Below are 26,115 nucleotides of genomic sequence, written 5' to 3'. Positions count from 1 at the left end.
ATCCACAACGCGCTCAAGAACACCGACGGCACCCCCGCCCTCAACATCCACGCGACCACCGCCCACGGCGACATCACCGCCCGCAGCCTCTGAAGCGCCACCCGGCCCGAAGGAGCCGACGGGACCGTCCGTCCACGCTCCTGATCCACCTCCGACAAGCTCCGACCCCTCCGCCACGAACGCCGAATCCCCGGCCGGGGGCGACGGCCGGGGATTCGGTGGAGGGGCTTCAGCCTTCGGTGCCTAGCACTCGATGACGTTGACGGCGAGGCCGCCGCGCGAGGTCTCCTTGTACTTGACCTTCATGTCGGCGCCGGTCTCCTTCATCGTCTTGATCGCCTTGTCGAGCGAGACGTGGTGCCGGCCATCGCCGCGCAGAGCCATCCGGGCCGCGGTGATCGCCTTGACGGAGGCCATGCCGTTGCGCTCGATGCAGGGGATCTGGACGAGGCCGCCGACCGGGTCGCAGGTGAGGCCGAGGTTGTGCTCGATGCCGATCTCGGCGGCGTTCTCCACCTGCTCGGGGGAGCCGCCGAGCACCTCCGCCAGGCCGCCGGCGGCCATCGAGCAGGCCGAGCCGACCTCGCCCTGGCAGCCGACCTCGGCGCCGGAGATGGAGGCGTTCTCCTTGAAGAGCATGCCGATCGCGCCGGCCGCGAGCAGGAAGCGCACGATGCCGTCGTCGTCCGCGCCGGGGATGAAGTTCAGGAAGTAGTGCAGGACGGCCGGGATGATGCCCGCCGCGCCGTTGGTCGGGGCCGTGACGACCCGCTGGCCGGAGGCGTTCTCCTCGTTCACGGCCATCGCGTAGAGGGTCACCCACTCCATCGCGTTGGCCGGGCCGATGCCCTCGGCGCGCAGCGCCCGGGCGCCCGAGGCGGCCCGGCGGCGGACCTTCAGGCCGCCGGGCAGGATGCCCTCGCGGGACATGCCGGCGCTGACGCACTCCTGCATGACGCGCCAGATCTCCAGCAGGCCGGCGCGGATCTCCGCCTCGCTGCGCCAGGCCTTCTCGTTCTCCAGCATCAGGCCGGAGATCGACAGCCCGGTCTCCCGGGTGAGGCGCAGCAGTTCCTCGCCGGTACGGAAGGGGTAGCGCAGCACGGTGTCGTCGGGCACCACCCGGTCGGCGCCGATCGCGTCCTCGTCGACCACGAAGCCGCCGCCGACGGAGTAGTACGTCTTCTCCAGGATCGTCGCGCCGGTGGAGTCGAAGGCCCAGAGGGTCATGCCGTTGGCGTGGTACGGCAGCGAGCGGCGACGGTGCAGGATCAGCTGGCTGTCGGTGTCGAAGTCGATCTCGTGCGTCGCGCCGAGGTCGTGGCCGAGCAGCCGCAGCCGCTTGTCGGCCTTGATCCGTTCGACGTCCAGGTCGGCCTGGTCGACGTCGACGGTACGGGGGGAGTTGCCCTCCAGCCCGAGCAGCACGGCCTTGGGGGTGCCGTGGCCGTGGCCGGTGGCGCCCAGCGAGCCGAAGAGCTCGGCGCGGACGGCGGTGGTCTGGGCCAGCAGCCCCTCGGACTTCAGCCGGCGGGCGAACATCCGGGCGGCCCGCATCGGGCCGACGGTGTGCGAGCTGGACGGGCCGATGCCGATGGAGAAGAGGTCGAAGACGCTGATGGCCACGAGAGGACGTCCTTGTCTGGGTCTCGGGAAGGACGGGCAGGAGCATGGGACGGGGCACCGCGCTCCACGTTCCAGTGTGCGCGGTGCCCCGGGGTTTCGTAAGGCCGGTCGGGGAAGGGTCCGGGCCTTGCGAATGAAGAGGTGCTTACAGGTTCGGGTACAGCGGGTACTTCGCGGCGAGCGCGCTCACCCGGGCCTTGAGGCTCTCGGCCTTGGCCTCGTCGAAGGCCGGCAGCAGCGCCTCGGCGATGATGTCGGCGACCTCGCGGAAGTCCTCGGCCTGGAAGCCGCGGGTGGCCAGGGCCGGGGTGCCGATCCGCAGGCCGGAGGTGACCATCGGCGGGCGCGGGTCGTTCGGGATCGCGTTGCGGTTGACCGTGATGCCGACCTCGTGCAGGCGGTCCTCGGCCTGCTGGCCGTCGAGCTCGCTGTTGCGCAGATCGACCAGGACGAGGTGGACGTCGGTGCCGCCGGAGAGCACCGAGACGCCGGCCTCGGCCGCGTCGGCCCGGAGCAGGCGCTCGGCGAGGATCTTGGCGCCTTCGAGGGTGCGCTGCTGGCGCTCCTTGAACTCCTCCGAGGCGGCGACCTTGAAGGCCACGGCCTTGGCGGCGATCACGTGCTCCAGCGGGCCGCCCTGCTGACCGGGGAAGACCGCGGAGTTGATCTTCTTGGCGTACTCCGCCTTGGAGAGGATCACGCCGCCGCGCGGGCCGCCGAGGGTCTTGTGGGTGGTGGTGGTGACCACGTCCGCGAAGGGCACCGGGTTGGGGTGCAGGCCCGCGGCCACCAGGCCGGCGAAGTGCGCCATGTCGACCATGAGCAGGGCGCCGACCTCGTCCGCGATGCGGCGGAACTCGGCGAAGTCCAGCTGGCGGGGGTAGGCGGACCAGCCGGCGATGATCAGCTTCGGCTGGTGCTCCTTGGCCAGGCGCTCGACCTCGGCCATGTCGACCTGGCTGGTCTTCTCGTCCACGTGGTAGGCCGCCACGTTGTACAGCTTGCCCGAGAAGTTGATCTTCATGCCGTGGGTGAGGTGACCGCCGTGGGCCAGGCTCAGGCCCAGGATGGTGTCGCCCGGCTGGATCAGCGCGAACATCGCGGCGGCGTTGGCCTGCGCGCCCGAGTGCGGCTGGACGTTGGCGTGCTCGGCGCCGAACAGGGCCTTCACCCGGTCGATGGCGATCTGCTCGGCCACGTCGACGAACTCGCAGCCGCCGTAGTAGCGGCGGCCGGGGTAGCCCTCGGCGTACTTGTTCGTCAGCACCGAGCCCTGGGCCTCCATGACCGCCACGGGGGCGAAGTTCTCGGAGGCGATCATTTCCAGGGTGGTCTGCTGGCGGTGCAGCTCGGCGTCGACCGCGGCGGCGATCTCGGGGTCGAGAGCGTGCAGGGACTGGTTGAGAACCGTCATGGTGGGTCTTCCCGTCATGGGGCTTCCGCGCGCAGCGCTTTCGTCAGGTGTGGCGGCGGGCGGGAGGGCGAAGGACCGGCGTGGGAGGTGGGGGCGGCCGCCGCGCTGCGGCCGCCCCCCGGGGTTCAGCTCTTGGTGAGGTCGCTGTACTCGTCGGCGGTCAGCAGGCCGTCCTGCAGCGCGTCCACGCGCAGCTTGAACAGCCAGCCGCCGGTGAAGGCCTCGGAGTTCACGAGCCCGGGCTCGTCGATGACGGCCTGGTTGACCTCGACGACCTCGCCGGTGGCGGGCGAGTACAGGTCGCTGACCGACTTGGTGGACTCGAGCTCACCACAGGTCTCGCCGGCGGTGATGGTCTCGCCCACCTCGGGGAGCTGCACGTAGACGATGTCACCGAGGGCGTCGGCCGCGTGGGCGGTGATGCCCACGGTCGAGACACCGTCCTCGGCCGCCGTCAGCCACTCGTGCTCCTTGCTGTACTGCAGGTGCTGGGGGTTGCTCATGTCGTCATTCTCCAGGATGAAGGGCGGTCGGCGGAAAACGGGTCGGCGACATGGCCCGCCGGGGCGGGCGCCGACCAGGGGGGACGCGATCCGGGCTGCTCGGCGAGCAGGCCCGGCGGCCGGGCTCAGCGCGGGAGCGGGCCTGCGGCCGGGCTCAGCGAGCGCGCTTGTAGAAGGGCAGCGCGACGACCTGGACCGGCTCGTGGCGGCCGCGGACGTCCACGGCGACCGTGCTGCCGGGCTCCGCGTGCGCGGCGTCCACGTAGGCGATCGCGATCGGCTTGCCCAGGGTGGGGGAGGGGGCGCCGGAGGTGATCCGCCCGATCGGGGTGCCGTCCTCGCTGACCACGGCGTACTCGGCGCGCGGGACGCGCTTGCCCTCGGAGACCAGGCCGACCAGCTTGCGCGGCGGGTTGGTCTCGGCCTCGGCGGCGGCCTGCTCCAGGGCCTTGCGGCCGACGAACGCGCCGCCGTTGGTGGTCTTGTCGAAGCGCACCACGCGGCCCAGACCCGCGTCGAACGGGGTCAGGTCGGTGCTCAGCTCGTGCCCGTACAACGGCATGCCCGCCTCCAGGCGCAGCGTGTCGCGGCAGGACAGGCCGGCGGGGACGAGGCCGGCGTTCTTGCCCGCCTCGGTCAGGGCGTTCCACAGGCGCTCGGCGTCGGCCGGGGCGCAGAAGATCTCGAAGCCGTCCTCGCCGGTGTAACCGGTGCGGGCGAGCCACACCTGGCGGTCGGCCACGGTGGCGGGCAGCAGCGCGTAGTACTTCAGGCCGGGCAGGTCGGCGTCGGTGACGGAGGCCAGGATGCCGTTGGCCTCCGGGCCCTGGACGGCGAGCAGCGCGTACGCGTCGCGGTCGTCGCGGACGGTCGCCTCGAAGCCCTCGGCGCGCTCGGTCAGCGCGTCCAGCACCACCTGGGCGTTGGAGGCGTTGGCGACCACCATGTACTCGTCCTCGGCGGTGCGGTACACGATCAGGTCGTCCAGGATGCCGCCGTCCTCACGGCAGATCATCGTGTAGCGGGCGCGCAGCACGCCGAGCGCCGAGATGAAGCCGACCAGCGCGTGGTCGAGCAGTTCACCGGCCTGCGGGCCGGAGACGGTGATCTCGCCCATGTGGGAGAGGTCGAACAGGCCGGCCTTGGTGCGGACGGCGAGGTGCTCCTCGCGCTCGCTGCCGTAGCGCAGCGGCATGTCCCAGCCGGCGAAGTCGGTCATGGTCGCGCCGAGGGCGCGGTGCAGCGCGTCGAGCGCGGTGAGACGGGGGGAGGACATGGCCTGTGACTCCTTGGGCTGGGCACTCAGGTGTGCGCACGCCGGATCCGACCCCGATGGGGACCTCGTCCCGCGCGCGGGCATGCGGCGGCTGGGTCTCCCCATCTGTCGTCACAACCTGAGAGCTTCACCGCGCGCTGCCCACAGGACAGCATGGCGGCTTGCACCGTGGGTGGGCGCACGGCAGGGCCGTGTCCGCTTTCCAGATGTGCCTCGCCCGTGCGGTAGGGGTGCCTGAGAGATTCCGGGGAGGACTTGCTCCTTCGGCGCCGGCTGGGCCCCTGGTGACCGGGGCGCTCCGGGCTCTCCCGCGCGGGTTCGAGCGGCCGATATGGAGTTGGGTGCCCCGCCGAATCACGCACGAGGACGCGCACATCATGGCACGCCCTCGCAGTACAGGCCAGGGAAGGGGTGAGGTTCGGGCGCGGGCCGGGGCGGGCGGGTCCGGCCCGATACGCTTCGGGGAGCGGCGAGGAGTAGGGACGGTAAAGGGGCGTATGGGGTACCCGGTGGAGCAGACGCAGGCGTGGGGCGGGCCGGAGGCGGCGCCGCAGGGTGGCAGCTGGCCCGCGAACGAGCTGGAGCAGGTGCTCACCGCCGCGCTCGGCGATCCGGGCGCCACGCCCCGGGTGATCGAGGTGCTGGCCCGCAGCCAGGTGTGGATCCCGCTGCCGGCCGGGGCCGACCCGCAGGGGCAGTCGCTGGACCTGCCGACGATCGAGCTGGCCGGGGCGCCGTACGTGCCGGTGTTCTCCTCCCAGGAGCAGTTCGCCCAGCAGGCGCCCGGGCTGGCGTTCGCGATCGCGCCGGCGTGGGAGTTCGCGCGCGGACTGCCGCTCGGCGTCGGCATCGCGGTCAATCCGCAGGCGCCGGTCGGCATTCCGGTGCCGCCGGAGGGCGTGGCCGAGCTGCGCCGCGGGCCGCGCGAGGACCGCTGGGCGCAGGAGGGTGAGAGCGGTGGCCGGGTGGCGCTGCGCGAGCCGGTGTCCGATGAGGAGCCGGTCGGCTTCCTCGCCGCGGCTGCGGCCGAACTATCCCTGCTGCCAGGGGTGTTGACCGCCCGCCGGGCGCTGGCCAGCGTGGAGGGCGAGCCGACGGTGATGTTCGTCGGGGTCCAGCTCGATCCGGCCGGGCCCGCCGATCCGGCCGTCGTCAACGAGGCCCTCGGCCGGGCGCTGGGAACCGCGCCGCTGCCCGGCGGCGTCCACCTCGTACTGCTCGACCTCGTGGACGACCCGGTGGTCGAGTGGCTGCTGAACCGGGTACAGCCGTTCTACGCGCGGATGTGACCGGCGCGTAGGGGCACGTCGGCATGGCGGCTGTCCGGTGCGCCCAATAGGGTGCGTGCAGACACCCGACCAGACAGGCCGCGGTGGACGAGGAAGAGGGCTCGAAGTGAGCGAGCGGAGCGAGCGCGCCGTTGAAGGGTGCGCGTTTCGTGAAGCGACCGTCGGGCGGCGGGGCGCTGCCCTGCCGGCGGCCGGGGAAGAGGTGGACGGATGAACCCGGCAGCGCCCGGCGGCGCACCGCCGCCCTGGGGCCAGGCCTCCGCCGCACGGCCCACCGGTGACCCGGCGGCCCTTGAGCGCGCCCTGCGCGACGTCGCGCCCGAGCGCTACGAGGCGTACGAGGCGCTGCTGCGCGCGCTGGCCGAGGGCCAGGTCTGGATGCTGCTCTGGCACGGTTCGCCGGGCAGCCCGGACGCCCAGTACGGGAACATGGACGTCAGCGGTCACGGCTACGCGCCGGCCGTCACCTCGCCCGAGCAGCTCGCGGCGAGCGGCTGGGCGCGCGCCCACGAGGTGATCTCCGGGCCGGAGATCGCCGCCTCGCTGTACCGCACCCGCTGGGGACTGTGGCTGAACCCGCACGCGCCCGGCGGCGGTGTCGGCGTGCCGTGGGCGGATCTGCGCCGGATCGCGGCGGGCCTGGACCGGCTGCCGGCCGGCCCGCTCCAGCTCGGCGAACCCCAGGTGCAGGCTCCGCAGTTCTACGCGCTGCTGGAGCGGCAGGCGGCCGAGGTCCGGGCCGTCCGGGCGCTGCGCCGGGCCTGGGTGCGGCCGGCCGTCGGCGAGCCGTACCTGGCGATCGGGCTTGAGCTCTACGACACCTCGCCGCCGGCGGTCGAGGCGGTACGGGCGCTGATGCAGCGTGCCATCGCGGTCGCGCCACAGGGACTGGCGGTGTCGACGGTGGCGATGGCCGACGAGTACGACCCGGTGGCGCTGTGGATGCGCGCGCACGCCCGGCCGTTCTACGACCGTGAGGCGGCGGGCCTGGGCCGGCCGCCGCAGGCAGCGCCCTACCCGCCGGCGCCGTACCCGCCGCAGACGGGCTACGGCTACCCGGCGCAGCCGCCGCACACCGGGCCGGGCTGGCCGCAGCAGCCGCAGCAGCCGTGGGGGTCCGGGTACCCCGGGCGCTGACGTACCCGCAGGCACCCTCGCGCCCCCGCCCTTTCGGCCGGTCCGACCTCGTGTCGGGCCGGCCGCGGCGTTTTCCGGCCGTTCGGGCCCGTTTCGGAGGGCATGGCGGGCGGACATCTTGACATGCATGTAACAGCTGTGTGAAGAGCCCTATGCCGCGAATTCCGGTATGCATGCCTACAGATCACAGTTGGGCATCCTTCGGTTGTCAGGGCTGGCGCAAGGCCGCTCGGATGGCAGAGAGTTCTGCGCAATGCAGGTCGCGAACGGTGCCTCACAAGGGCGAACGTGCCTGCTGAACGCCTGATCCGCGCGACGCGAATTCCGCGCGGCCGTACCTGAGCACCACCGAGTACCGCTGTTCCGCACCACCGCTGTTCCGCTGTACCCGAGTTCCGCCGCACCGCTGTTCCGCCGCACCTGTGCCGTTCCATCAGCACCGCTTCCGCCGTACCGCTGTTTCGCCGTACCGCAGCACCGCTTTGCCGTACCGCTGCCGCAGTAACGCTTGCGCAGTACGTCCGCACGTCCGCACCGCCGTACCGCCGACCAGGCGACCGGCACCACCGCACCGTTGCACCGCAAGATCGCACCAGTCGCGCCACCCGGCTCTCGCAGCCCGGGCCCGGATCGGGCCAGGGACACCGGCGAGGCGGGGCACCGTGGGCCGGCCACCGTCGGCGAGGGGACCGAACTGACCATGACCGCACCCATTGAGACCTTCGGATCAGCACCGGAGGCCGAGCCAGCCGCAGGCCCGGCGAAGAAGATCGAGGGCCGTTCCCTCAGTCAGATCGCCTGGCTGCGCTTCAAGCGCGACAAGGCCGCCGTAGCCGGCGGAGTGGTCGTGATCCTGCTGGTACTGCTCGCCGTACTGGCCAAACCGATCGAGTCCGTGTTCGGCCTCGATCCCGACGCCTTCCACCAGGACCTGCTCGACGCCAACCTCGGCGGAATCCCGCTGGGTGACTGGGGCGGCATGAGCGGCGATCACCTGCTGGGCGTGGACCCGCAGTACGGCCGGGACATCCTGTCCCGGATCATCGAGGGATCGTGGGTCTCCCTCCTGGTGGCCTTCGGCGCCACGTTGCTGTCCAACGCCATCGGCACCGTGCTCGGTGTCATCGCCGGCTACTACGGCGGCTGGGTGGACACCGTGATCAGCCGGCTGATGGACACCTTCCTGGCGTTCCCGCTGCTGCTCTTCGCGATCTCCATCTCGGCCTCGCTGCAGGGCGGTGCGTTCGGACTGCACGGCCTGCCGCTGCACATCACCGTGCTGATCTTCGTCATCGGCTTCTTCAACTGGCCCTACATGGGCCGGATCGTGCGTGGGCAGACGCTGTCGCTGCGCGAGCGGGAGTTCGTCGACGCGGCCCGCAGCCTGGGTGCCCGGGGGCCGTTCATCCTGTTCAAGGAGCTGCTTCCGAACCTGGTCGGTCCGATCCTGGTCTACTCGACCCTGCTGATCCCGACCAACATCCTCTTCGAGGCCGGTCTGAGCTTCCTCGGAGTCGGTATCCAGCCGCCGCAGGCGTCCTGGGGCGGGATGCTGAGCGACGCGATCACCTTCTACCAGGTCGACCCGCAGTACATGATCGTGCCCGGCCTGGCGATCTTCATCACCGTGCTGGCCTTCAACCTCCTGGGCGACGGTCTCCGTGACGCCCTCGACCCCAAGAACAACTGACCTCGCGTCAGGAATCCGTTTCCTAACCATTCCCTCAAGGGGTTGATCTCACCCATGCGCAGGTCCCGCAGCACCGCACTGACAGCCCTTGCCGCGGCTGCCGTCCTGGTGGTCACCGGCTGCTCCAGCAGCTCCAAGAGCGGCGACACCGGCGGCAGCTCCGCCGGCGTCAACGCGGCCACCAACAAGGTCGTGAACGCCTCGGACAAGAAGGGCGGCACGGTCGTCTACGAGCACAGCGATGTGCCGGACTCCTTCGACCCGGGCAACACGTACTACGCGTACATGTACAACTTCTCGCGTCTGTACGGCCGTCCGCTGACCACCTTCCAGCCCGCCGCGGGCGAGGAGGGCAACAAGCTGGTGCCGGACCTCGCGGAGTCGCTGGGCCAGGTCGGCGCCGACGGCCTGAGCTGGACGTACAAGATCCGGGCCGGCCTGAAGTACGACGACGGCACCCCGATCACGTCCAAGGACGTCAAGTACGCGGTGGAGCGCAGCAACTTCGCGCCCGACGTGCTCTCCAACGGCCCGACGTACTTCCACGACCTGCTCAAGGACAACGACACCCCGTACGAGGGCCCGTACAAGGACAAGAGCCCCGAGGGCCTGAAGTCCATCGAGACCCCGGACGACACCACCATCGTCTTCCACCTGAAGCAGCCGTTCGCGGACTTCGACTACCTGGTCAGCGCGCCGCAGACGGTGCCGGTGCCGCAGGCGAAGGACACCGGCGCGGACTACGTGAAGCACATCGTGTCCTCCGGCAGCTACAAGTTCTCCAGCTACGAGGACGGCAAGCAGGTCGAGCTCGTCCCGAACACCAACTGGGACGCCAAGAGCGACCCGATCCGCAAGCAGCTGGCGGACAAGATCCAGCTCAAGCTGAAGATCGCGCAGAGCACCATCGACCAGGACCTGCTGGCCGGCAACGCGCAGGTCGACCTGGCGGGCAAGGGTGTCGACCCGCAGACCCAGGCCAAGCTGCTCACCGACCCCAAGCTCAAGGCGCAGACCGACAACGCCTACGGCGGCCGGCTGGTCTACACCGCGATCAACACCAAGGTCGCGCCGTTCGACAACCTGGAGTGCCGCAAGGCCGTCCAGTACGCGATCGACAAGGTCTCGGTGCAGACCGCGATCGGCGGCCCGATCCGCGGTGACATCGCCTCCACCGTGCTGCCCCCGGACATCCCCGGCCAGCAGAAGTTCGACCTCTACGCGACCAACGGCAACAAGGGCGACGAGGCCAAGGCCAAGGACGCGCTGAAGGCCTGCGGCAAGCCGGAGGGCTTCAAGACCAGCATCATGGCCCGCCAGGACCGCTCCACCGAGGTCGCCTCGGCCACCGCGATCCAGGCGGCGCTGAAGAAGGTCGGCATCGAGGTCGACATCCAGCAGTACCCGCAGGGCAAGTACTTCTCGGACTTCGCGGGTGTCCCGCAGTTCACCGAGGAGCACGGCACGGGCCTGATCATGATGCAGTGGGGCGCCGACTGGCCGACCGGCTACGGCTACCTCCAGCAGGTCGTGGACGGCCGGGCGATCAAGAAGTCCGGTAACACCAACCTGTCGCAGCTCAACGACCCCGCGATCAACAAGCTGCTGGACGACGCGATCGGCAACACCGACCGGGCCGCCCGCGAGAAGATCTACGGCGAGATCGACAAGAAGACCATGGAGGCCGCGGTCATCGTGCCGCTGACCTACTACAAGGTCTTCCTGTACCGCCCGACGAGCGCCACCAACGTCGGTTCGACGCCGGCCTTCTCCGGTCAGTACGACTACCTGAACATCGGTGTCAACAAGTAAGAGCCTGGCTCCGCACCCCTGAAGGCAGGTGAAGGCAGCGGCCCCCGCCGCCACCCGGTGACCCCGGGTCGGCGGCGGGGCGCCGCAGCCGACCGACTATGTTCGCCTACATCATCCGAAGGACCTTCGCGGCCCTCCTGCTGCTGCTCGTGGTCAGCGCGGTCACCTTCGCGATCTTCTTCCTGCTGCCGGCCCTGGCGGGCGAGACCACCGACCAGCTGGCAGCCCAGTACGTCGGCAAGAACCCCAGCCCGGAGGCCGTCCTCGCGGTCAAGCAGAACCTCGGGTTCGACCAGCCGCTGTACGTGCAGTACGGGCGGTTCCTCAAGGCGCTGGTCTCCGGCGCCGAGTACAAGTTCGGGCCCGACCCGGTCACCTGCCACGTCCCGTGCTTCGGCTACTCCTTCAAGAACCACATCGAGGTCTGGCCCGAGATCACCTCGCGGATCCCGGTGACGTTCTCACTGGCCATCGGCGCGGCGGTGCTCTGGCTGCTCTCCGGTGTCTCGACCGGTGTGGTCTCCGCCCTCAAGCCCAAGTCGATCTTCGACCGGCTATCCATGGGCGTCGCACTGGCCGGCGTCTCGATGCCGATCTTCTTCACCGGCGCGCTGTTGCTCACCGCGTTCAGCTTCGAGCTGCCGCTCTTCGACAACCTGACCTACGTCGACTTCACCGACGACCCGCTGATGTGGGCCCGCAACCTGGTCCTGCCGTGGGTCTCGCTGGCCTTCCTCTACTCCGCGCTCTACGCCCGGCTCACCCGCGCCGGAATGCTGGAGACGATGAGCGAGGACTACATCCGTACGGCCCGCGCCAAGGGCCTGGTCGAGCGGAAGGTCATCGTCCGGCACGGCCTGCGCTCGGCGCTCACCCCGATCATCACCATCTTCGGCATGGACCTCGGTCTGCTGCTCGGCGGTGCGCTGATCACCGAGCAGGTGTTCTCCATGCAGGGCATCGGCTTCTACGCGGTCTCGGCGATCCGGGACAACGACCTGCCCAAGGTCCTCGGGGTCACGCTGACCGCCGCGTTCTTCATCGTCATCTGCAACCTGCTGGTTGACCTCCTGTACGCCGCTGTCGACCCCCGGGTGAGGCTGTCGTGACCGACCTTCTGAAGCCCGCGGGCGGGGGCAGCTTCCTGTCCGTGCGCGACCTGCGGATCCACTTCGACACCGACGACGGCCTGGTCAAGTCCGTCGACGGGGTCAGCTTCGACCTGGAGCGCGGCAAGACCCTCGGCATCGTCGGCGAGTCCGGCTCCGGCAAGTCCGTCACCTCGCTGGGCATCATGGGCCTGCACCGCTCCAAGCGGGCCCGGATCACCGGCGAGATCCACCTGGACGGCGAGGAGCTGATCGGCGCCGACCCGGACCGGGTGCGGCAGCTGCGCGGGCGCTCGATGGCGATGATCTTCCAGGATCCGCTGACCGCGATGCACCCGTACTACACGGTCGGCCAGCAGATCGTGGAGGCCTACCGGGTGCACCATCCGGAGGCCAAGAAGGCCGCCGCCCGCCGGCGGGCGGTCGAGATGCTCGACCGGGTCGGCATCCCGCAGCCCGACCGCCGGGTCGACGACTACCCGCACCAGTTCTCCGGCGGCATGCGCCAGCGCGCGATGATCGCCATGGCCCTGGTCAACGACCCCTCGCTGCTGATCGCCGACGAGCCCACCACGGCCCTGGACGTCACCGTCCAGGCGCAGATCCTGGACCTCATCCGCGACCTCCAGCAGGAGTTCGGCTCGGCCGTCATCATCATCACCCACGACCTCGGGGTGGTCGCCGAGCTCGCCGACGACATCCTGGTGATGTACGGCGGCAAGTGCATCGAACGCGGGCCGGCCGCAACGCTGTTCGACTCGCCCGAGCACCCCTACACCTGGGGCCTGCTCGGCTCGATGCCCCGCCTGGACCGGGAGCTCCAGGAGCGGCTGATCCCGGTCAAGGGCACCCCGCCCAGCCTGATCAACGTGCCGAGCGGCTGCGCTTTCCACCCGCGCTGCCCCTACGCGGAGCTGACCGACGGGCGCTCCTCGTCCGAAGTGCCCGTCCTGGTCGAGGCCACCGGCTCCGAGGCCGGCGGCCACTGGGCCGCCTGCCACCTGCCGGCGGCCAAGCGGCACCAGATCTTCGCCGACGAGATCGCGCCCCGGCTGTGAGCCCGCACCACCTTTCAGGAGACACCCCATGACGGACACTCAGGCGGCGGCGATCCCCGCACCCGCGCCCGCCCCCGATCGCGAGCCGCTGCTCCGGGTGGCCGGCCTGACCCGGCACTTCCCGATCACCAAGGGGCTGCTGCGGCGCCAGGTCGGTGCCGTGCGGGCCGTCGACGGCATCGACTTCACGGTCAACGCGGGGGAGACCCTGGGCGTGGTCGGCGAGTCCGGCTGTGGCAAGTCGACGATGGGCCGGCTGGTCACCCGGCTCGACGAGCCGACCGGCGGGAAGATCGAGTTCGAGGGCACCGACATCACCCACCTCGGGGTCGGGGCGATGCGGCCGCTGCGCCGCGACATCCAGATGATCTTCCAGGACCCGTACTCCTCGCTGAACCCCCGGCACACCGTCGGCACCATCGTCGGAGCGCCGTTCAAGCTGCAGAAGGTCCAGACGGAGCACGGCACCAAGCGCGCGGTCCAGGAGCTGCTGGAGCTGTGCGGGCTCAGCCCCGAGCACTACAACCGCTACCCGCACGAGTTCTCCGGCGGTCAGCGCCAGCGCATCGGCATCGCCCGAGCGCTGGCCCTGCGGCCCAAGATGATCGTCGCGGACGAGCCGGTCTCGGCGCTGGACGTCTCGATCCAGGCGCAGGTGGTCAACCTGCTGGACGACCTCCAGCGGGAGCTGGGCCTGACGTACCTGATCATCGCGCACGACCTCTCGGTGGTCCGGCACGTCTCCGACCGGGTCGCGGTGATGTACCTCGGCAAGATCGTCGAGATCGCCGACCGGGACTCGCTCTACCGGGCGCCGCTGCACCCGTACACCACCGCCCTGATGTCTGCGGTGCCGGTGCCGGACCCGCGGCGCAAGGAGCGGGGCGGGCGTGAGCGGATCCTGCTCACCGGTGACGTGCCCTCGCCGATCAACCCGCCGAGCGGCTGCCGCTTCCGCACCCGGTGCTGGAAGGCGCAGGACGTCTGCACCTCGCAGGAGCCGCCGCTGGTGGCCCTGAAGACCGGGCACCAGGTGGCCTGCCACTTCCCGGAGAACCACGACACCCCCGAGAAGACGCCGGCCTGACCGGCGGATCCGACAGCGCGAGAAGGGGCGCCCCCGCAGCGGGGGCGCCCCTTCGGTGTTGCCGGCCGGGCTGACAGGCCCCGCCGGCAACACGGCCCTACTGGGCCCGTGCCGGCACCTGCTCCTCGCGGGGCGCGAGAGCCTGCGCCGGCTCCTCGGCCGCGGCGCCGACGGCGGCGCGCGAGCGGGCCGTACGGGCGGACAAGGCCTTCAGCAGACGGTTGCCGAGCTTCTGCCCGGGCAGCTCCAGGAAGCGGTGGGTCAGGTAGCTGAGCACCAGCACCGAGGTCAGGAAGATCGCGGTCGGGATGAACTTGCCGAAGCCGTGCTTGGGGAACTGCTGGTCCTTGAGCAGCCAGGCCATCGCGTGGATCACCGGGATGTGCACCAGGTACACCGAGTAGCTGACGGTGCCGAGCCAGGTGAGCACCCGCGGGAAGCGGCGGTTGCGCAGCGCCATCCCGAGCAGGAACACCGCCCACGCCCCGACGTACGCGTAGGACCAGGCCATCCAGCTCACGGTCCAGGTCCGCCACAGCGCCGAACCGTTGTTGTACATCACGCCCACCAGGAAGCCGGCCACCATCACGAACCCGCAGGCCATCACGGCGTGCAGGCGCTCGATCTGGCCGTGCTGGACGCGGTAGAGCACCGTGCCGCAGAACATCGTCGCGAAGATCATCATGGTCTCGAAGACGGTGGCGCGGGCGTTGGTGAAGGCCAGCAGCAGGCCGAGCCCGCCCAGCAGCAGGGCGCCCGTCCGGGTGAGCGCGTCGTTGCCGCTCAGCACGCAGGCCATGCCCATCACCACGACCACGCCGGCGCCCAGCACCAGGTGGCGGGTGGACAGCTCGTCGACGGAGATCATCGTCGGGGCGATCGCTGCGCCCAGCAGCAGTGCCACGGTGGCGAAGCCGATGGCGATCGAGGTGCTCTTGCGGTGCCAGCCCAGCACGAACAGCGCCGAGACGAAGTAGTAGAAGACCATCTCGTAGGAGAGGGTCCACATCACACCGAGCACGCTGGGCACCGCCAGCATCTCGTGCAGCATCAGCCCGTTGGCGGCGGTGGCCAGCAGCGAGTGGTCGAACGCGTAGCCCTGCACGGCGGCGTAGGCCCGCGGAAGGACGGCCAGCGAGGCCACGATGATCACGATGAGCACGGGGTAGATCCGGAACAGCCGGCCGACCCAGAAGCCCCGCACATCGCCGCGGCGCTCCAGAGAGGCCGGCACGATGTAGCCACTGACCAGGAAGAACAGCACGACCGCGAAGATGCCGTAGTCGAAGCGGTCGCCGACCCAGGTGCCGTACGGGATCAGGAACGGCACGTTGAAGTGGTAGCACGCGACCACCAGCGCCGCTATTCCGCGCAGGGCGTCCAGCCAGCCGAATCGCGCGCCGGTCCGGCCCGCAGCGGGCTTCTTCGAGTTCGAGGTCCCGACGGTCTGCCGCGTCGGTGGCTGCTCAGTGACATTCACATGCTGGAGGCTAGCCGACTACCTGTGTCCGTCCGTGATCGCGCTGGTGAGGAGGGCGGATCGGTAGCAGATCTTGCTCGAACCGCGACCTCACGGACCCGCGTCCCGCCGGGGGATGGGGGGTGCATAGCGCCTTGCTTGCGGACAGCAGGTACATATTGGACGGTGACATCCCAGATCTTCGCCCCCGACGTCCAGCAGACGCTGGACCTGATAGGCATCTTCGTCTTCGCCCTCTCCGGCGGCCTGCTGGCCGTGCGCAAGAACATGGACATCTTCGGAATCTGTGTGCTCGCCGAGGTCACCGCTCTCGGCGGCGGGGTGATGCGGGACCTGGTCATCGGGGCCACACCGGTCGCGGCGTTCACCAACCTGGGGTACTTCTCCACCCCGCTGGTGGCCGGTCTGGTGGTGTTCTTCCTGCACCCGCAGGTGGAGCGGATCAACCGCAGCGTGCAGACCCTGGACGCGCTCGGGCTCGGCCTGTTCTGCGTCACCGGCACCGCGAAGGCGCACGACTACGGCCTGGGCGCGGTCGCCTCGGTCGCCCTCGGGATGGTCACCGCGGCCGGCGGCGGCGTGATGCGCGACGTGCTCGCGCAGGAGATCCCCTCGCTGCTGCGCTGGGACCGCGAGATCTACGCCGTGCCGGCACTGATCGGCTCCGCGATGGTGGTCGTCCTGATCGGCCAGGACCATCTGACCGCGGCCACCGGCACGGCCGCCGCCCTCACCGCCTTCGGCCTGCGGATGCTGGCGCTCAAGTACGGCTGGCGGGCGCCGCGGGCCTGGCACCGCAGGAGTTCTCGCGCCGGCGAGGAGTAGGCGCGCCGCCGTACGCCAACGAGATCGCCTCGGCGGTGCAGAGCAGTTCGGGCAGCGGCCGCGCCGCCCGGCTGCCGCGGCGGCCTCGGTGGGCACCGAGACGGAGCACGGGGCCCCGCCGAGCGAGGCAGCGGGTCAGGGGGCGCGCGGCGGCGGGGCAATGGCCGAATCGTGACCCTCTGCGGCCCACCGGCCGGGGGAGGCCGCGACGGCCCCTACAATTAGCGGGTTATGGCATACCTGGACCACGCGGCGACCACGCCGATGCTGCCCGAGGCGATCGCCGCGATGACGGCGCACCTCGGTGTCGTCGGCAACGCCTCCTCCCTGCACGCCGCCGGCCGACGGGCCCGGCGGGTGGTGGAGGAGTCCCGCGAGTCGCTGGCGGAGTCGCTGGGCGCCCGCCCGAGCGAGATCGTCCTCACCGGCGGCGGTACCGAGTCGGACAACCTCGCGGTCAAGGGCCTGTTCTGGGCCCGGCGCGACGGGGATCCGGCCCGCAGCCGGGTGCTGTGCAGCCCGGTCGAGCACCACGCGGTGCTGGACGCCGTGCACTGGCTCTCCGAGCACGAGGGCGCCCTGGTGGAGTACCTGCCGGTCGACCCGCAGGGCCGGGTGCACCCCGCCGCGCTGCGCGAGGCCATCGAGCGCGACCCGGCCTCGGTCGCGCTGGTCACCGTGATGTGGGCCAACAACGAGGTCGGCACCATCCAGCCGGTCACCGAACTCGCCGCCGTGGCGGCGGAGTACGGCATCCCGATGCACGCGGACGCGGTGCAGGCGCTGGGTCAGGTCCCGGTCTCCTTCGCCGAGTCGGGCCTGACCGCACTGACCGTCACCGGGCACAAGATCGGTGGCCCGTTCGGCATCGGCGCCCTGCTGCTCTCGCGCGGAGCCGCCCCCGTACCGCTGCTGCACGGCGGCGGACAGGAGCGGGACGTCCGCTCCGGCACCCTGGACGCCCCGGCCGCCGCGGGCTTCGCGGCCGCCGCCCAGATCGCCGTCACCCGCCGGGCCGAGCACGCCGCCACGGTGGCCGCGCTGCGCGACCGGCTGACCGCCGCGGTGCTCTCCGCCGTCCCCGACGCGGTGCTCAACGGCGACCCGACACCCGGCGGGCGGCTGCCCGCCAACGCCCACTTCTCCTTCCCCGGCTGCGAGGGCGACGCGCTGCTGATGCTGCTGGACGCCCAGGGCATCGAGTGCTCGACCGGCTCGGCCTGCTCGGCCGGTGTCCCGCAGCCCAGCCACGTCCTGCTGGCGATGGGGGTGGATCCGCACTCGGCCCGGGCCTCGCTGCGCTTCTCGCTCGGCCACACCTCGAGCTCGGCGGACGTCGCGGCGCTCGCCGCCGCGATCGGCCCCGCCGTGCTGCGCGCCCGCAACGCCGGGCTGGCGGCGGCCGCCCGCCGCTAGGGCCCGTCCGACGGTTCCCGCCGGGCGCGCGACGCCGGGCGGGCGGGGTGGGCCGAAACCCCGGCGAGGCGCGGGCGGGCACCACGTACTCTTGGAAACATCATGACTGACTTCCCGGGTGCCCCCACTGGTCCGAGCCCGCTCGACGCCGCAGGCGGGCGACGCCTTCGCGTGCTGGCCGCGATGTCCGGCGGGGTGGACTCCGCCGTCGCCGCCGCCCGTGCCGCCGAGGCGGGGCACGAGGTCACGGGCGTGCACCTGGCGTTGTCGTCCAACCCGCAGTCCTTCCGCACCGGCGCGCGCGGCTGCTGCACCATCGAGGACTCCCGGGACGCCCGCCGGGCCGCCGACGTGATCGGCCTCCCCTTCTACGTCTGGGACCTCGCCGAGCGCTTCCGCGAGGACGTGATCGACGACTTCGTCGCCGAGTACGCGGCCGGCCGCACCCCCAACCCGTGCCTGCGCTGCAACGAGAAGATCAAGTTCGCCGCGCTGCTGGACAAGGCGATCGCGCTCGGCTTCGACGCCGTCTGCACCGGCCACTACGCCAGGATCGTCGACCTGCCCGGAGGCGAGCGCGAACTGCACCGCGCCGTGGACATCGCCAAGGACCAGTCGTACGTCCTCGGCGTGCTCGACGCCGACCAGCTCGCCCACTCGCTCTTCCCGCTCGGCGACACCACCAAGGACGTCATCCGCGCGGAGGCCGAGCGCCGGGGCCTGGCCGTCGCCAAGAAGCCCGACAGCCACGACATCTGCTTCATCGCCGACGGTGACACCCAGGGCTTCCTGGCCCGGCACCTGGGCACCGCCACCGGCGACATCGTCGACACCGACGGCACCAAGCTCGGCGAGCACGACGGCGCGTACGGCTTCACCATCGGCCAGCGCAAGGGCCTGCGGATCGGCCGCCCCGCCGCCGACGGCAAGCCCCGCTACGTGCTGGACATCTCGCCGGTGAACAACACCGTCACCGTCGGGCCGGCCGAGGGCCTGGACGTGCTGGCGCTCACCGCGATCCGGCCCCGCTGGTGCGGCGGTACGCCCGCCGCCGACGGCCGCTACACCGCCCAGCTGCGTGCCCACGGCGAGGAGGTGCCGGTCACGTCCGCCCTCGTCGACGGCGAGCTGCGGGTCGAGCTCGACACCCCGGCCCGGGGCATCGCGCCGGGCCAGGCCGTGGTGCTCTACGACGGCACCCGGGTGGTGGGCTCGGCCACCATCGCGAGCACCGAGCGGCGGCCCGTCCCGGCCTGAGCGCCGCCCGCCCCGGGGTCGTCCCGGGCCCGGAATGCGGATGATCGGCCCCGGTCGCGCGTGATAGACCAGTGCCCATCATGAATATCTGCGTCTTCTGCTCCGCGTACTCGCTCGACGAGCGCTACACCGCCCCGGCCGCCGAGTTCGCCCGACTGCTCGGCGAGGGCGGGCACACCCTGGTCTGGGGCGGTTCCGACGCCGGCCTGATGGGGCTGCTCGCCGACCACGTGAAGGCGGCCGGCGGCAAGCTGGTCGGCGTCCTGGTCGAGCTCCTGGCCCACAAGGGCTACCAGGGCGCCGACGAGCTGGTGATGACCCGCGACCTCGCCGAGCGCAAGGCGCAGCTGCTGATGCGCGCCGACGCGGTGGTCGTACTGGTCGGCGGCCTCGGCACGCTGGACGAGGTCACCGAGGTGCTGGAGCTGAAGAAGCACGCCCTGCACGACAAGCCCGTGGTCGTCCTGGACACCGCGGGCTTCTACGACGGCCTGCGCACCCAGCTGGAGCGGATGGACGCCGAGGGCTTCCTGCCCCGCCCGCTCGGCGAGCTGATCACCTTCGCCACCGAGCCCGCCGAGGTGTTCACCCACCTCGGCACGGGGATCTGAGAAGCTTCGGATCATGGGAAATCATCTGATCACCGGAGCCGGGTCGGGCATCGGCGCCGTCGTCGCGCGGCGTCTGGCCGAACGGGGCGAGGACATCTGGCTGTTCGCCCGCAACGCCCGGCGCGCCGCCGAGCTGCGCGAGCGCTTCCCCACCGCCCGGACGATCGTGGCCGACCTCGCCGACCCCGCGAAGCTCTCCTGGATGCTGGGCCAGCAGGAACTGCCCGTGGAGATCGACTCGCTGCTGCACATCGCCGGGGTGGTGCAGCTCGGCGAGGTCGGGGACCTCCCGGTCAAGGCCTGGCAGGAGCAGCTGAACGTCAACCTGGTGGCCCCCGCCGAGCTGACCCGCCTGGTGCTGCCCTCGGTGCGGCTGGTCCGCGGGCACGTGGTCTTCGTCAACTCCGGCGCCGGGCTGATGGCGCACGCCAACTGGGCCGGCTACGCGGCCAGCAAGTTCGGCCTGCGGGCGCTCGCGGACTCGCTGCGGGCCGAGGAGCAGGGCAACGGCGTCCGGGTCACCTCGGTGTACCCGGGCCGGACGGCCACCGCCATGCAGGTCAAGGTGCACCAGCAGGAGGGCGCCGAGTACGACCCGGAGCGCTGGATCGACCCGGGCTCGGTGGCCACGGCCATCCTGGCCGCCCTCGACCTGCCCCGCGACGCGGTGATCACCGAGATCACGGTGCGGCCCGGCCGCTGAGCCGGCCTCTCACCGGCCGGGACTCATGGTGTCGCTCCTCCGTCGGCCGCCCCCTGGGAGTCCGCCCCATCAGCGTGGGACGGTTCTCAGGTGGGCAACTCGGCCCAGGTGGTCTTGCCGAGTGGTTCGGGAGTAGCTCCCCAGCGCCCATGGGTCAACCGGTTGACCAGGCTCAGCCCACGGCCGGACTCGGCATCCTCGTCCTCGGACTGGATCAGTACTGGCAGTGTCCGTGAGCCGTCGCGGACGGCGATGCGGACGGTATGCGGGGTGTGGCGGCGGATGGTGACGCACATACGGCGTTGACGGCCGGTCTTGGCGGCATTGGTGGCCAGCTCGCTCACGATCACCTGGGCATCGTCCGCCAGGTTGTCCATGCCCCACTCGATCAGCTTGTCGCGTACGAGTCTGCGGGCCGCCGCCGCGGATTCGGGCCGGTACGGCAGGAATGTCGATGCGGGCTTCACGGTGGCGGACGGTCGGCTCGCTACGGTCGTCATGAGCGGTCCCTTTCACAGATCGGTGACGCACAGTCAACTTCCGGTCACTGGCGTGGGGCCGTCGCCTAAGCAGGATGCGCATGTGGGTATGCGTCGGGTGCATACGGGTGGGGATCGGCGGGGTGGCTCTGATGGACTGGCAGCGGGAGATCCGGGACGCATCACGGGCGGGGGACTACGGTCGCGTGATCGAGCTGAGCCGCAAGGAGAAGCGGTTGACCCAGCTCCAGCTCGGCGAAGCCCTGGGCCTCTCTCAGTCGGCGGTTTTCCGGATGGAGACACACGGCTCGGCTGGGGCATACGACATGCTGCTGCTTGGCAGGGCTGCGGCTCATCTGCACATCTCCGCCGGATTCCTCGGTCTGGCGGACAGCGCGGCAGGGGCAGATCCAGTGGAACGACGCCAGCTTCTGGGTGGGGTCGCCGCAGTGGTGGCGACCCCGGTTCTGGCCGCCCTTCCCGGCTCCCCTGGAACCGGGCAGGCGTCGGCACTCCAGCTGGGCACCATGGCGTACCGACGTCTCGACGGCTCTATCTCGTCGCGGGATCTTGCGGACGCCGTGCGTGGACATATCCAGCTGATCCAGCGGCTGAGCAGCAATGGCGGAGAACGTTCGAGGCTGGCGGCCGTCGGGAGCGAGGCAGCCAGTCTCGCCGGGTGGTTGGCCTGGGACATGGGAGACCACGGCTCGGCGCGTACCTGGTACGGGCAGGCGATCAGAGCGGCGAAGGCGGCGAAGGACCCACTACTGGCCGCCTACCAGACCGGGAGCCTCGCCCAGTTCGAGGCCCATGCCGGCAATGCCGCGCAGGCGCTGAGCCTGGCTTGTGTGGCCCGGAAGTCTCTTGGTACGAGAACGCCGGTGATCGCCGACGCGTGGCTCAGCTCGGTGGAGGCGCTGGCCCATGCAGCCGCTGGTGATCTCCGCTCCGCGGACCGGGCGTTGGTCCGCAGCGGCGCGGCCGCAGCCCGGCGAGAGGGCGCTCCACCGTGGCCATGGGTGTTCACGTTCGACGAGTCCAAGGTAGCCGCGTGCAGGGTGACATGCGGCGCCCGGCTCGGTGAGCCCGAGTGGGTGCTCGGTGAGGACGCCGCAGCACTGGCTACCGGGCACGCCAAGCAGCGGGCGCTTCTGGTCCTGGACGTCGCAGCCGGGCACCTTGCGGCAGGGCGGCTGGAAGCGGCGTTCGCACTCGCCGGCCGGGCGCTCGACACGGGCCTGCAGTACCGGCCCGGCCGGATCGTGGACCGGGCCAGGGCGCTGCGTCGTACGCTCGCCACGGCGTCGCCGCCGAAGGCGGTACGCGAGTTCGACGAGCGCATGCGTGACGTGCACCTGTAGGAGACATGTACCTGTAGGAGGAGACATGCGAGTGGGCATCACCGGCCATCGGGGGCTCGGCGAGGCGGTGGAGCAGCGGGTACGACGGCTGTTGGACGAAACGGTCGAGGGGCTGGGCACCGAGCTGGTCGGAGTGTCGTGCATCGCGGATGGCCCCGACGCGTGGTTCGCGGAGGCGGTGCTGGAGCGCGGGGGACGGCTGGAGGTGGTCATTCCCGCCGACGGATACCGAGATGGTCTTCCTGAAGGCCATCGCCCGCTCTACGACCGATTGCTGCGGCAGGCCGCCGAGATCCATCACACCGGCATGGCGGAGTCCGACTCGGCCGCGCACATGGCGGGCAGTGAGATTCTCGTGGGCCTGTCCGACCTGCTGCTGGCCGTGTGGGACGGGAAGCCCGCCTGGGGCTACGGAGGCACCGCCGATGTCGTGGCGTACGCCGAGCGGCGTCGGGTTCCTGTGCGGGTGCTCTGGCCGGAAGGGGCGGAGCGATAGTGAAGGCGCTGGTGGGCGCGACCAGGGCGCAGGACTGGCTAGGCTCGGCGGCGTGACCACCGAACTCGTCTTCCCCGACCTGCACGGCGCCGCCACCGGCGTCGGCTCGATGCCCGGTACCGACGCGCGGGAGGCCGCCAAGACCTCCGTCGGCGCGCTGGAGCAGCTGCCGCACCTGCCGGAGCTGCCCGCGCGCGGGCCCGGCGCCGACATGATCGGGCGCGGGGCCGGCCTCCTGGTCGAGCTGTTCGCCCAGACCGAGCCCAGCGGCTGGCGCTTCGCCGACCGGCCGGGCCGGGACACCAAGCGGGCGCACTCCTGGCTCGGTGAGGACCTGGACGCCCTGGAGGAGTTCACCCAGGGGTACCGGGGCGCGCTCAAGCTCCAGGCCGTCGGGCCGTGGACGCTGGCGGCCTCGATCGAGCTGCGCAGCGGCGAGAAGGCGCTGCGCGACCCGGGGGCCTGCCGGGGCATCGCCGAGTCCCTTACCGAGGGCCTGCGCCGCCACCTGGAGGACGTCCGCCGGCGCATCCCGGGCGCGCAGCTCGTGCTCCAGCTGGACGAGCCCTCGCTGCCCGCCGTGCTGGCCGGTTCGGTGAGGACCGCCAGTGGCTTCCAGCGGCTGCGCGCGGTGGACCGCCAGGTCGCCGAGGAGGTGCTGCGCGGGGTGGTGCGGGGAGTGGACGTGCCGGTGGTGGTGCACTCCTGCGCCCCGGGGGTGCCGATCCCGCTGCTGCGCCGGGCCGGGGTGGCCGGAGTGTCCCTGGACTTCTCACTCCTGACGGAGCGTGAGGACGACGACCTGGGTGAGGCGGTCGAGGCGGGCACCCGCATCCTGGCCGGTGTGGTGCCCTCCACCGACCTCGGATTGTCGGACCCGGCCGGTAGTGTCCAGGGTGTCAGGACGTTGTGGCGCAGGCTCGGGCTGGCCCCGGAGCTGCTGGGCCGCCGGGTGCTGGTGACACCGACCTGCGGGCTGGCGGGGGCGAGCCCCGCGTACGCGCGCAAGGCGATGTCACTCAGCGTGAGGGCGGCGCAGAGCCTGGTGGACAATCCGGAGTGAGACGGTAGGAGGCGTACGGTGGCGGCTGTCGAGGGCTGGGAAGAGGTCCCGGCGGAGGTGCGCAAGCGGCACGCCGAGCTGGCGGCCGAGATCGAGGAGCACCGCGCCCGGTACTACGAGCAGGACGCGCCGGTCGTCAGCGACGCCGAGTTCGATGCGCTGATGCGCGAGCTGGAGGCGATCGAGGCCGGGCATCCCGTCCTGGTCACCCCGGACTCGCCCTCCCAGAAGGTCGGTGGCGCGGCGGCCGAGGGCTTTGCCAAGGTGGAGCACCGCGAGCGGCTGCTGAGCCTGGACAACGCGATGGACGACGAGGAGCTCGCCGCCTGGGCCGAGCGGGTCGCCCGTGAGCTGGCCGGGGCGGAGTACCACTACCTCTGTGAGCTCAAGGTGGACGGCCTGGCCGTGAACCTGACCTACGAGCGGGGCCGGCTGGTGCTGGCCGCCACCCGCGGCACCGGCCGGGTGGGCGAGGACATCACCGCCAACGTCCGCACCATCAAGGAGATCCCGCACCAGCTGGCGGGCGAGGACATCCCCGAGCTGGTGGAGATCCGCGGCGAGGTCTACCTGCCCACCGAGGCCTTCGCGGAGCTCAACGGCCAGCTGGCGGCGGAGAACGAGCGCCGCCGGCAGGAGAACGAGGAGCGCGCCAGGGAGGGCAGGCGCCCGCACGCCCTGCTGAAGCTGTTCGCCAACCCGCGCAACGCCGCCGCGGGCTCGCTGCGCCAGAAGGACCCGCTGGTCACCGCCTCCCGGCCGCTGCACATGGTGGTGCACGGCATCGGCGCCCGGGCCGGCTTCGACATCGACTGCCTCTCGCACGCCTACCAGCTGCTGCGCGACTGGGGCCTGCCCACCGCCAGGCACAACCGGGTGGTCTCCACCCTGGACGAGGTCCGCGCCTTCATCAAGCAGTACGGCGAGCAGCGGCACTCGGTCGAGCACGAGATCGACGGCGTGGTCGTCAAGGTCGACGAGATCGCGCTCCAGGGCCGGCTCGGTTCCACCTCCAAGTCCCCGCGCTGGGCGATCGCCTGGAAGTACCCGCCGGAGGAGGTCACCGCCAAGCTGGCCCGCATCCAGGTCGGCATCGGCCGCACCGGCCGGGCCACGCCGTTCGCGGTGCTGGCCGAGCCGGTCAAGGTGGCCGGCTCGATGGTCCAGTACGCGACGCTGCACAACCAGCAGATCGTCAAGGCCAAGGGCGTGCTGCTGGGGGACACCGTGGTGCTGCGCAAGGCGGGGGACGTCATCCCCGAGATCCTCGGCCCGGTGGAGGACTTGCGGGACGGCACCGAGCAGGAGTTCGTGATGCCCTCGCACTGCCACGAGTGCGGCACCGAGCTGCGGCCGATGTCCGAGGGCGACATCGACCTGCGCTGCCCCAACGCCCGGTTCTGCCCCGCCCAGGTGCGCGAGCGGATCGCCTACCTCGGCGGCCGGGAGGCGCTGGACATCGACGGCCTGGGCTATGTCGCCGCGACCGCGCTCACCCAGCCGCTGGAGCCCAAGGAGCCGCCGGTCGGGAACGAGGGGGACATCTTCGGCCTGACGATGGACCAGCTGCTGCCGATCAAGGTGCTGGTCCGCGACCAGAAGTCCGGTATGCCCAAGCTGGACGACAGGACGGGCGAGGAGAAGGTCATGACCTTCTTCGCCAACAACAAGGGCGAGCCGAAGAAGACGGCCACCCTGCTGCTGGAGAACCTGGAGAAGGCCAGGGACCGCCCGCTCTGGCGGTACGTCAACGGCCTGTCGATCCGGCACGTGGGCCCGGTCGCCGCCCAGGCGCTGGCTCGTGAGTTCCGCGACCTGGACCGGATCTTCGCGGCCTCCGAGGAGGAGCTGGCGGCCGCCGAGGGGGTCGGCCCGATCATCGCCCGCTCGATCAAGGAGTGGCACGAGGAGGAGTGGCACCGCGAGATCCTGGAGAAGTGGCGGGCCGCCGGGGTGCGCTTCACCGAGGAGGGCGGCGAGCAGACGGGCCCGCGTCCGCTGGAGGGGCTGACGGTGGTGGTCACCGGCACGCTGACCGGCCACACCAGGGACGGCGCCAAGGAGGCGCTGACCTCGCGCGGCGCCAAGGTGACGGGCTCGGTGTCCAAGAAGACCGACTTCGTGGTGGTCGGCGACAACCCCGGCTCCAAGTACGACAAGGCCGTACAGCTGAATCTGGCCGTCCTGGACGACGCCGGCTTCGAGGTCCTGCTGGGGCAGGGTCCCGCCGCGGCCAGGGCCTACCTGGGCCGCCCGGAGCCCGAGGCGACCGAATCCTGACCTGAACGGCACCTGACGAGATGGTGTTGTTATCGTCCTGATGCGTCGTCACCGGGGTGTCGTGCAGCGAAAGCGGGCATTCTTTCACTGCGCGGCACCGCGTGACGGTGGCGCGATCCCGGTTGCCCGAAAGTCTGCCC

The 26,115-nt window shown here is 71.2% G+C and carries 22 protein-coding genes and 1 riboswitch; of the genes, 16 read left to right on the top strand and 6 right to left on the bottom strand.

Annotated features, from left to right (window positions below; all coding sequences use genetic code 11):
* Window positions 1-243 precede the first annotated feature (243 nt).
* The 4 genes from ACIBH3_RS32020 to gcvT all read right to left on the bottom strand — a co-directional run bounded on the left by ACIBH3_RS32020 (window position 244) and on the right by gcvT (window position 4,819).
* Window positions 244-1,626 carry an L-serine ammonia-lyase gene (locus ACIBH3_RS32020; RefSeq protein WP_396315609.1) on the bottom strand — a complete coding sequence of 461 codons (1,383 nt, stop codon included), beginning with the start codon at window positions 1,624-1,626 and terminating at the stop codon, window positions 244-246.
* A gap of 145 nt (window positions 1,627-1,771) precedes the next feature.
* Window positions 1,772-3,040 carry a serine hydroxymethyltransferase gene (glyA, locus tag ACIBH3_RS32015; protein ID WP_396315608.1) on the bottom strand — a complete coding sequence of 423 codons (1,269 nt, stop codon included), beginning with the start codon at window positions 3,038-3,040 and terminating at the stop codon, window positions 1,772-1,774.
* 125 nt (window positions 3,041-3,165) lie between these two features.
* Entirely contained in the window at window positions 3,166-3,543 is a 378-nt protein-coding gene (gcvH, locus tag ACIBH3_RS32010; RefSeq protein ID WP_396315607.1) for a glycine cleavage system protein GcvH, read from the bottom strand.
* 154 nt (window positions 3,544-3,697) lie between these two features.
* Entirely contained in the window at window positions 3,698-4,819 is a 1,122-nt protein-coding gene (gcvT, locus tag ACIBH3_RS32005; RefSeq protein ID WP_396315606.1) for a glycine cleavage system aminomethyltransferase GcvT, read from the bottom strand.
* A gap of 212 nt (window positions 4,820-5,031) precedes the next feature.
* Window positions 5,032-5,140, bottom strand: a riboswitch (glycine riboswitch).
* A 176-nt stretch (window positions 5,141-5,316) separates the two neighbouring features.
* Between gcvT and ACIBH3_RS32000 the strand changes: the two genes are divergently transcribed.
* From ACIBH3_RS32000 to ACIBH3_RS31970, 7 genes are all read left to right on the top strand, one after another.
* A complete protein-coding gene (locus ACIBH3_RS32000; RefSeq protein WP_396315605.1) occupies window positions 5,317-6,108 on the top strand; it encodes an enhanced serine sensitivity protein SseB C-terminal domain-containing protein in 792 nt (263 codons plus the stop codon).
* A 210-nt stretch (window positions 6,109-6,318) separates the two neighbouring features.
* Window positions 6,319-7,245 carry an enhanced serine sensitivity protein SseB C-terminal domain-containing protein gene (locus tag ACIBH3_RS31995; protein ID WP_396315604.1) on the top strand — a complete coding sequence of 309 codons (927 nt, stop codon included), beginning with the start codon at window positions 6,319-6,321 and terminating at the stop codon, window positions 7,243-7,245.
* Window positions 7,246-7,945: 700 nt separating this feature from the next.
* Window positions 7,946-8,935 (top strand): ABC transporter permease, encoded by a 990-nt coding sequence (locus tag ACIBH3_RS31990; protein ID WP_396315603.1) that lies wholly within the window; start codon window positions 7,946-7,948, stop codon window positions 8,933-8,935.
* A 54-nt stretch (window positions 8,936-8,989) separates the two neighbouring features.
* Window positions 8,990-10,747 carry an ABC transporter substrate-binding protein gene (locus ACIBH3_RS31985; RefSeq protein ID WP_396315602.1) on the top strand — a complete coding sequence of 586 codons (1,758 nt, stop codon included), beginning with the start codon at window positions 8,990-8,992 and terminating at the stop codon, window positions 10,745-10,747.
* Between the two features lie 98 nt (window positions 10,748-10,845).
* A complete protein-coding gene (locus tag ACIBH3_RS31980; RefSeq protein ID WP_396315601.1) occupies window positions 10,846-11,856 on the top strand; it encodes an ABC transporter permease in 1,011 nt (336 codons plus the stop codon).
* Window positions 11,853-12,914: an ABC transporter ATP-binding protein gene (locus ACIBH3_RS31975; protein ID WP_396315600.1), complete on the top strand. Its 1,062-nt coding sequence runs from the start codon at window positions 11,853-11,855 to the stop codon at window positions 12,912-12,914. Before ACIBH3_RS31980 ends, ACIBH3_RS31975 begins: the two co-directional genes overlap by 4 nt.
* 28 nt (window positions 12,915-12,942) lie before the next feature.
* Window positions 12,943-14,001 (top strand): ABC transporter ATP-binding protein, encoded by a 1,059-nt coding sequence (locus tag ACIBH3_RS31970; protein WP_396315599.1) that lies wholly within the window; start codon window positions 12,943-12,945, stop codon window positions 13,999-14,001.
* 97 nt (window positions 14,002-14,098) lie between these two features.
* Here ACIBH3_RS31970 and ACIBH3_RS31965 read toward each other — a convergent pair whose 3' ends face one another.
* Window positions 14,099-15,481, bottom strand: coding sequence for an acyltransferase family protein (locus ACIBH3_RS31965; protein WP_396315598.1), 1,383 nt, complete (start codon window positions 15,479-15,481; stop codon window positions 14,099-14,101).
* 165 nt (window positions 15,482-15,646) lie between these two features.
* Between ACIBH3_RS31965 and ACIBH3_RS31960 the strand changes: the two genes are divergently transcribed.
* The 5 genes from ACIBH3_RS31960 (at window position 15,647) to ACIBH3_RS31940 (ending at window position 20,293) form a co-directional block, all read left to right on the top strand.
* Window positions 15,647-16,306 (top strand): trimeric intracellular cation channel family protein, encoded by a 660-nt coding sequence (locus ACIBH3_RS31960; RefSeq protein ID WP_396315597.1) that lies wholly within the window; start codon window positions 15,647-15,649, stop codon window positions 16,304-16,306.
* A 231-nt stretch (window positions 16,307-16,537) separates the two neighbouring features.
* Window positions 16,538-17,722 carry a cysteine desulfurase family protein gene (locus tag ACIBH3_RS31955; protein ID WP_396315596.1) on the top strand — a complete coding sequence of 395 codons (1,185 nt, stop codon included), beginning with the start codon at window positions 16,538-16,540 and terminating at the stop codon, window positions 17,720-17,722.
* Window positions 17,723-17,824: 102 nt separating this feature from the next.
* Window positions 17,825-18,979, top strand: a complete 1,155-nt coding sequence (mnmA, locus tag ACIBH3_RS31950; RefSeq protein WP_396315595.1) for a tRNA 2-thiouridine(34) synthase MnmA — start codon at window positions 17,825-17,827, stop codon at window positions 18,977-18,979.
* An 80-nt stretch (window positions 18,980-19,059) separates the two neighbouring features.
* The gene (locus ACIBH3_RS31945) at window positions 19,060-19,590 is read left to right on the top strand and encodes a TIGR00730 family Rossman fold protein (RefSeq protein WP_396315613.1); all 531 of its coding nucleotides are present in this window, start codon (window positions 19,060-19,062) and stop codon (window positions 19,588-19,590) included.
* 13 nt (window positions 19,591-19,603) lie between these two features.
* On the top strand, window positions 19,604-20,293 hold the full coding sequence (locus tag ACIBH3_RS31940) for an SDR family oxidoreductase (RefSeq protein WP_396315594.1): 690 nt from the start codon (window positions 19,604-19,606) through the stop codon (window positions 20,291-20,293).
* A gap of 86 nt (window positions 20,294-20,379) precedes the next feature.
* Here the strand turns inward: ACIBH3_RS31940 and ACIBH3_RS31935 are convergent, their stop codons facing one another.
* The gene (locus tag ACIBH3_RS31935) at window positions 20,380-20,793 is read right to left on the bottom strand and encodes an ATP-binding protein (RefSeq protein WP_396315593.1); all 414 of its coding nucleotides are present in this window, start codon (window positions 20,791-20,793) and stop codon (window positions 20,380-20,382) included.
* Between the two features lie 131 nt (window positions 20,794-20,924).
* Between ACIBH3_RS31935 and ACIBH3_RS31930 the strand changes: the two genes are divergently transcribed.
* Genes ACIBH3_RS31930 through ligA form a run of 4 tightly spaced genes read left to right on the top strand, consistent with a single transcriptional unit; the run spans window position 20,925 to window position 25,975 of the window.
* Window positions 20,925-22,136 (top strand): DNA-binding protein, encoded by a 1,212-nt coding sequence (locus ACIBH3_RS31930; protein ID WP_396315612.1) that lies wholly within the window; start codon window positions 20,925-20,927, stop codon window positions 22,134-22,136.
* Window positions 22,137-22,161: 25 nt separating this feature from the next.
* Window positions 22,162-22,632, top strand: coding sequence for a hypothetical protein (locus tag ACIBH3_RS31925; RefSeq protein ID WP_396315592.1), 471 nt, complete (start codon window positions 22,162-22,164; stop codon window positions 22,630-22,632).
* 52 nt (window positions 22,633-22,684) lie between these two features.
* Window positions 22,685-23,695 (top strand): methionine synthase, encoded by a 1,011-nt coding sequence (locus ACIBH3_RS31920; RefSeq protein WP_396315591.1) that lies wholly within the window; start codon window positions 22,685-22,687, stop codon window positions 23,693-23,695.
* A gap of 18 nt (window positions 23,696-23,713) precedes the next feature.
* Window positions 23,714-25,975: an NAD-dependent DNA ligase LigA gene (ligA, locus tag ACIBH3_RS31915; protein WP_396315590.1), complete on the top strand. Its 2,262-nt coding sequence runs from the start codon at window positions 23,714-23,716 to the stop codon at window positions 25,973-25,975.
* The last annotated feature ends 140 nt before the right edge of the window (window positions 25,976-26,115 follow it).

The organism is Kitasatospora sp. NPDC050543 (genome assembly GCF_044457565.1).
Classification (GTDB): domain Bacteria; phylum Actinomycetota; class Actinomycetes; order Streptomycetales; family Streptomycetaceae; genus Kitasatospora.
The sequence above is the reverse complement of the archived record's forward strand: the minus strand, read 5'-3'. Positions and strand labels throughout refer to the sequence as shown.

What these genes read in the sequence shown, in the direction of transcription:
- glyA (WP_396315608.1), bottom strand. Translation starts at nt 3,040, where the DNA reads ATGACGGTTCTCAACCAGTCCCTGCACGCTCTCGACCCCGAGATCGCC.
- gcvH (WP_396315607.1), bottom strand. Translation starts at nt 3,543, where the DNA reads ATGAGCAACCCCCAGCACCTGCAGTACAGCAAGGAGCACGAGTGGCTG.
- gcvT (WP_396315606.1), bottom strand. Translation starts at nt 4,819, where the DNA reads ATGTCCTCCCCCCGTCTCACCGCGCTCGACGCGCTGCACCGCGCCCTC.
- ACIBH3_RS32000 (WP_396315605.1), top strand. Translation starts at nt 5,317, where the DNA reads ATGGGGTACCCGGTGGAGCAGACGCAGGCGTGGGGCGGGCCGGAGGCG.
- ACIBH3_RS31995 (WP_396315604.1), top strand. Translation starts at nt 6,319, where the DNA reads ATGAACCCGGCAGCGCCCGGCGGCGCACCGCCGCCCTGGGGCCAGGCC.
- ACIBH3_RS31990 (WP_396315603.1), top strand. Translation starts at nt 7,946, where the DNA reads ATGACCGCACCCATTGAGACCTTCGGATCAGCACCGGAGGCCGAGCCA.
- ACIBH3_RS31985 (WP_396315602.1), top strand. Translation starts at nt 8,990, where the DNA reads ATGCGCAGGTCCCGCAGCACCGCACTGACAGCCCTTGCCGCGGCTGCC.
- ACIBH3_RS31980 (WP_396315601.1), top strand. Translation starts at nt 10,846, where the DNA reads ATGTTCGCCTACATCATCCGAAGGACCTTCGCGGCCCTCCTGCTGCTG.
- ACIBH3_RS31970 (WP_396315599.1), top strand. Translation starts at nt 12,943, where the DNA reads ATGACGGACACTCAGGCGGCGGCGATCCCCGCACCCGCGCCCGCCCCC.
- ACIBH3_RS31955 (WP_396315596.1), top strand. Translation starts at nt 16,538, where the DNA reads ATGGCATACCTGGACCACGCGGCGACCACGCCGATGCTGCCCGAGGCG.
- mnmA (WP_396315595.1), top strand. Translation starts at nt 17,825, where the DNA reads ATGACTGACTTCCCGGGTGCCCCCACTGGTCCGAGCCCGCTCGACGCC.
- ACIBH3_RS31945 (WP_396315613.1), top strand. Translation starts at nt 19,060, where the DNA reads ATGAATATCTGCGTCTTCTGCTCCGCGTACTCGCTCGACGAGCGCTAC.
- ACIBH3_RS31940 (WP_396315594.1), top strand. Translation starts at nt 19,604, where the DNA reads ATGGGAAATCATCTGATCACCGGAGCCGGGTCGGGCATCGGCGCCGTC.
- ACIBH3_RS31935 (WP_396315593.1), bottom strand. Translation starts at nt 20,793, where the DNA reads ATGACGACCGTAGCGAGCCGACCGTCCGCCACCGTGAAGCCCGCATCG.
- ACIBH3_RS31930 (WP_396315612.1), top strand. Translation starts at nt 20,925, where the DNA reads ATGGACTGGCAGCGGGAGATCCGGGACGCATCACGGGCGGGGGACTAC.
- ACIBH3_RS31925 (WP_396315592.1), top strand. Translation starts at nt 22,162, where the DNA reads ATGCGAGTGGGCATCACCGGCCATCGGGGGCTCGGCGAGGCGGTGGAG.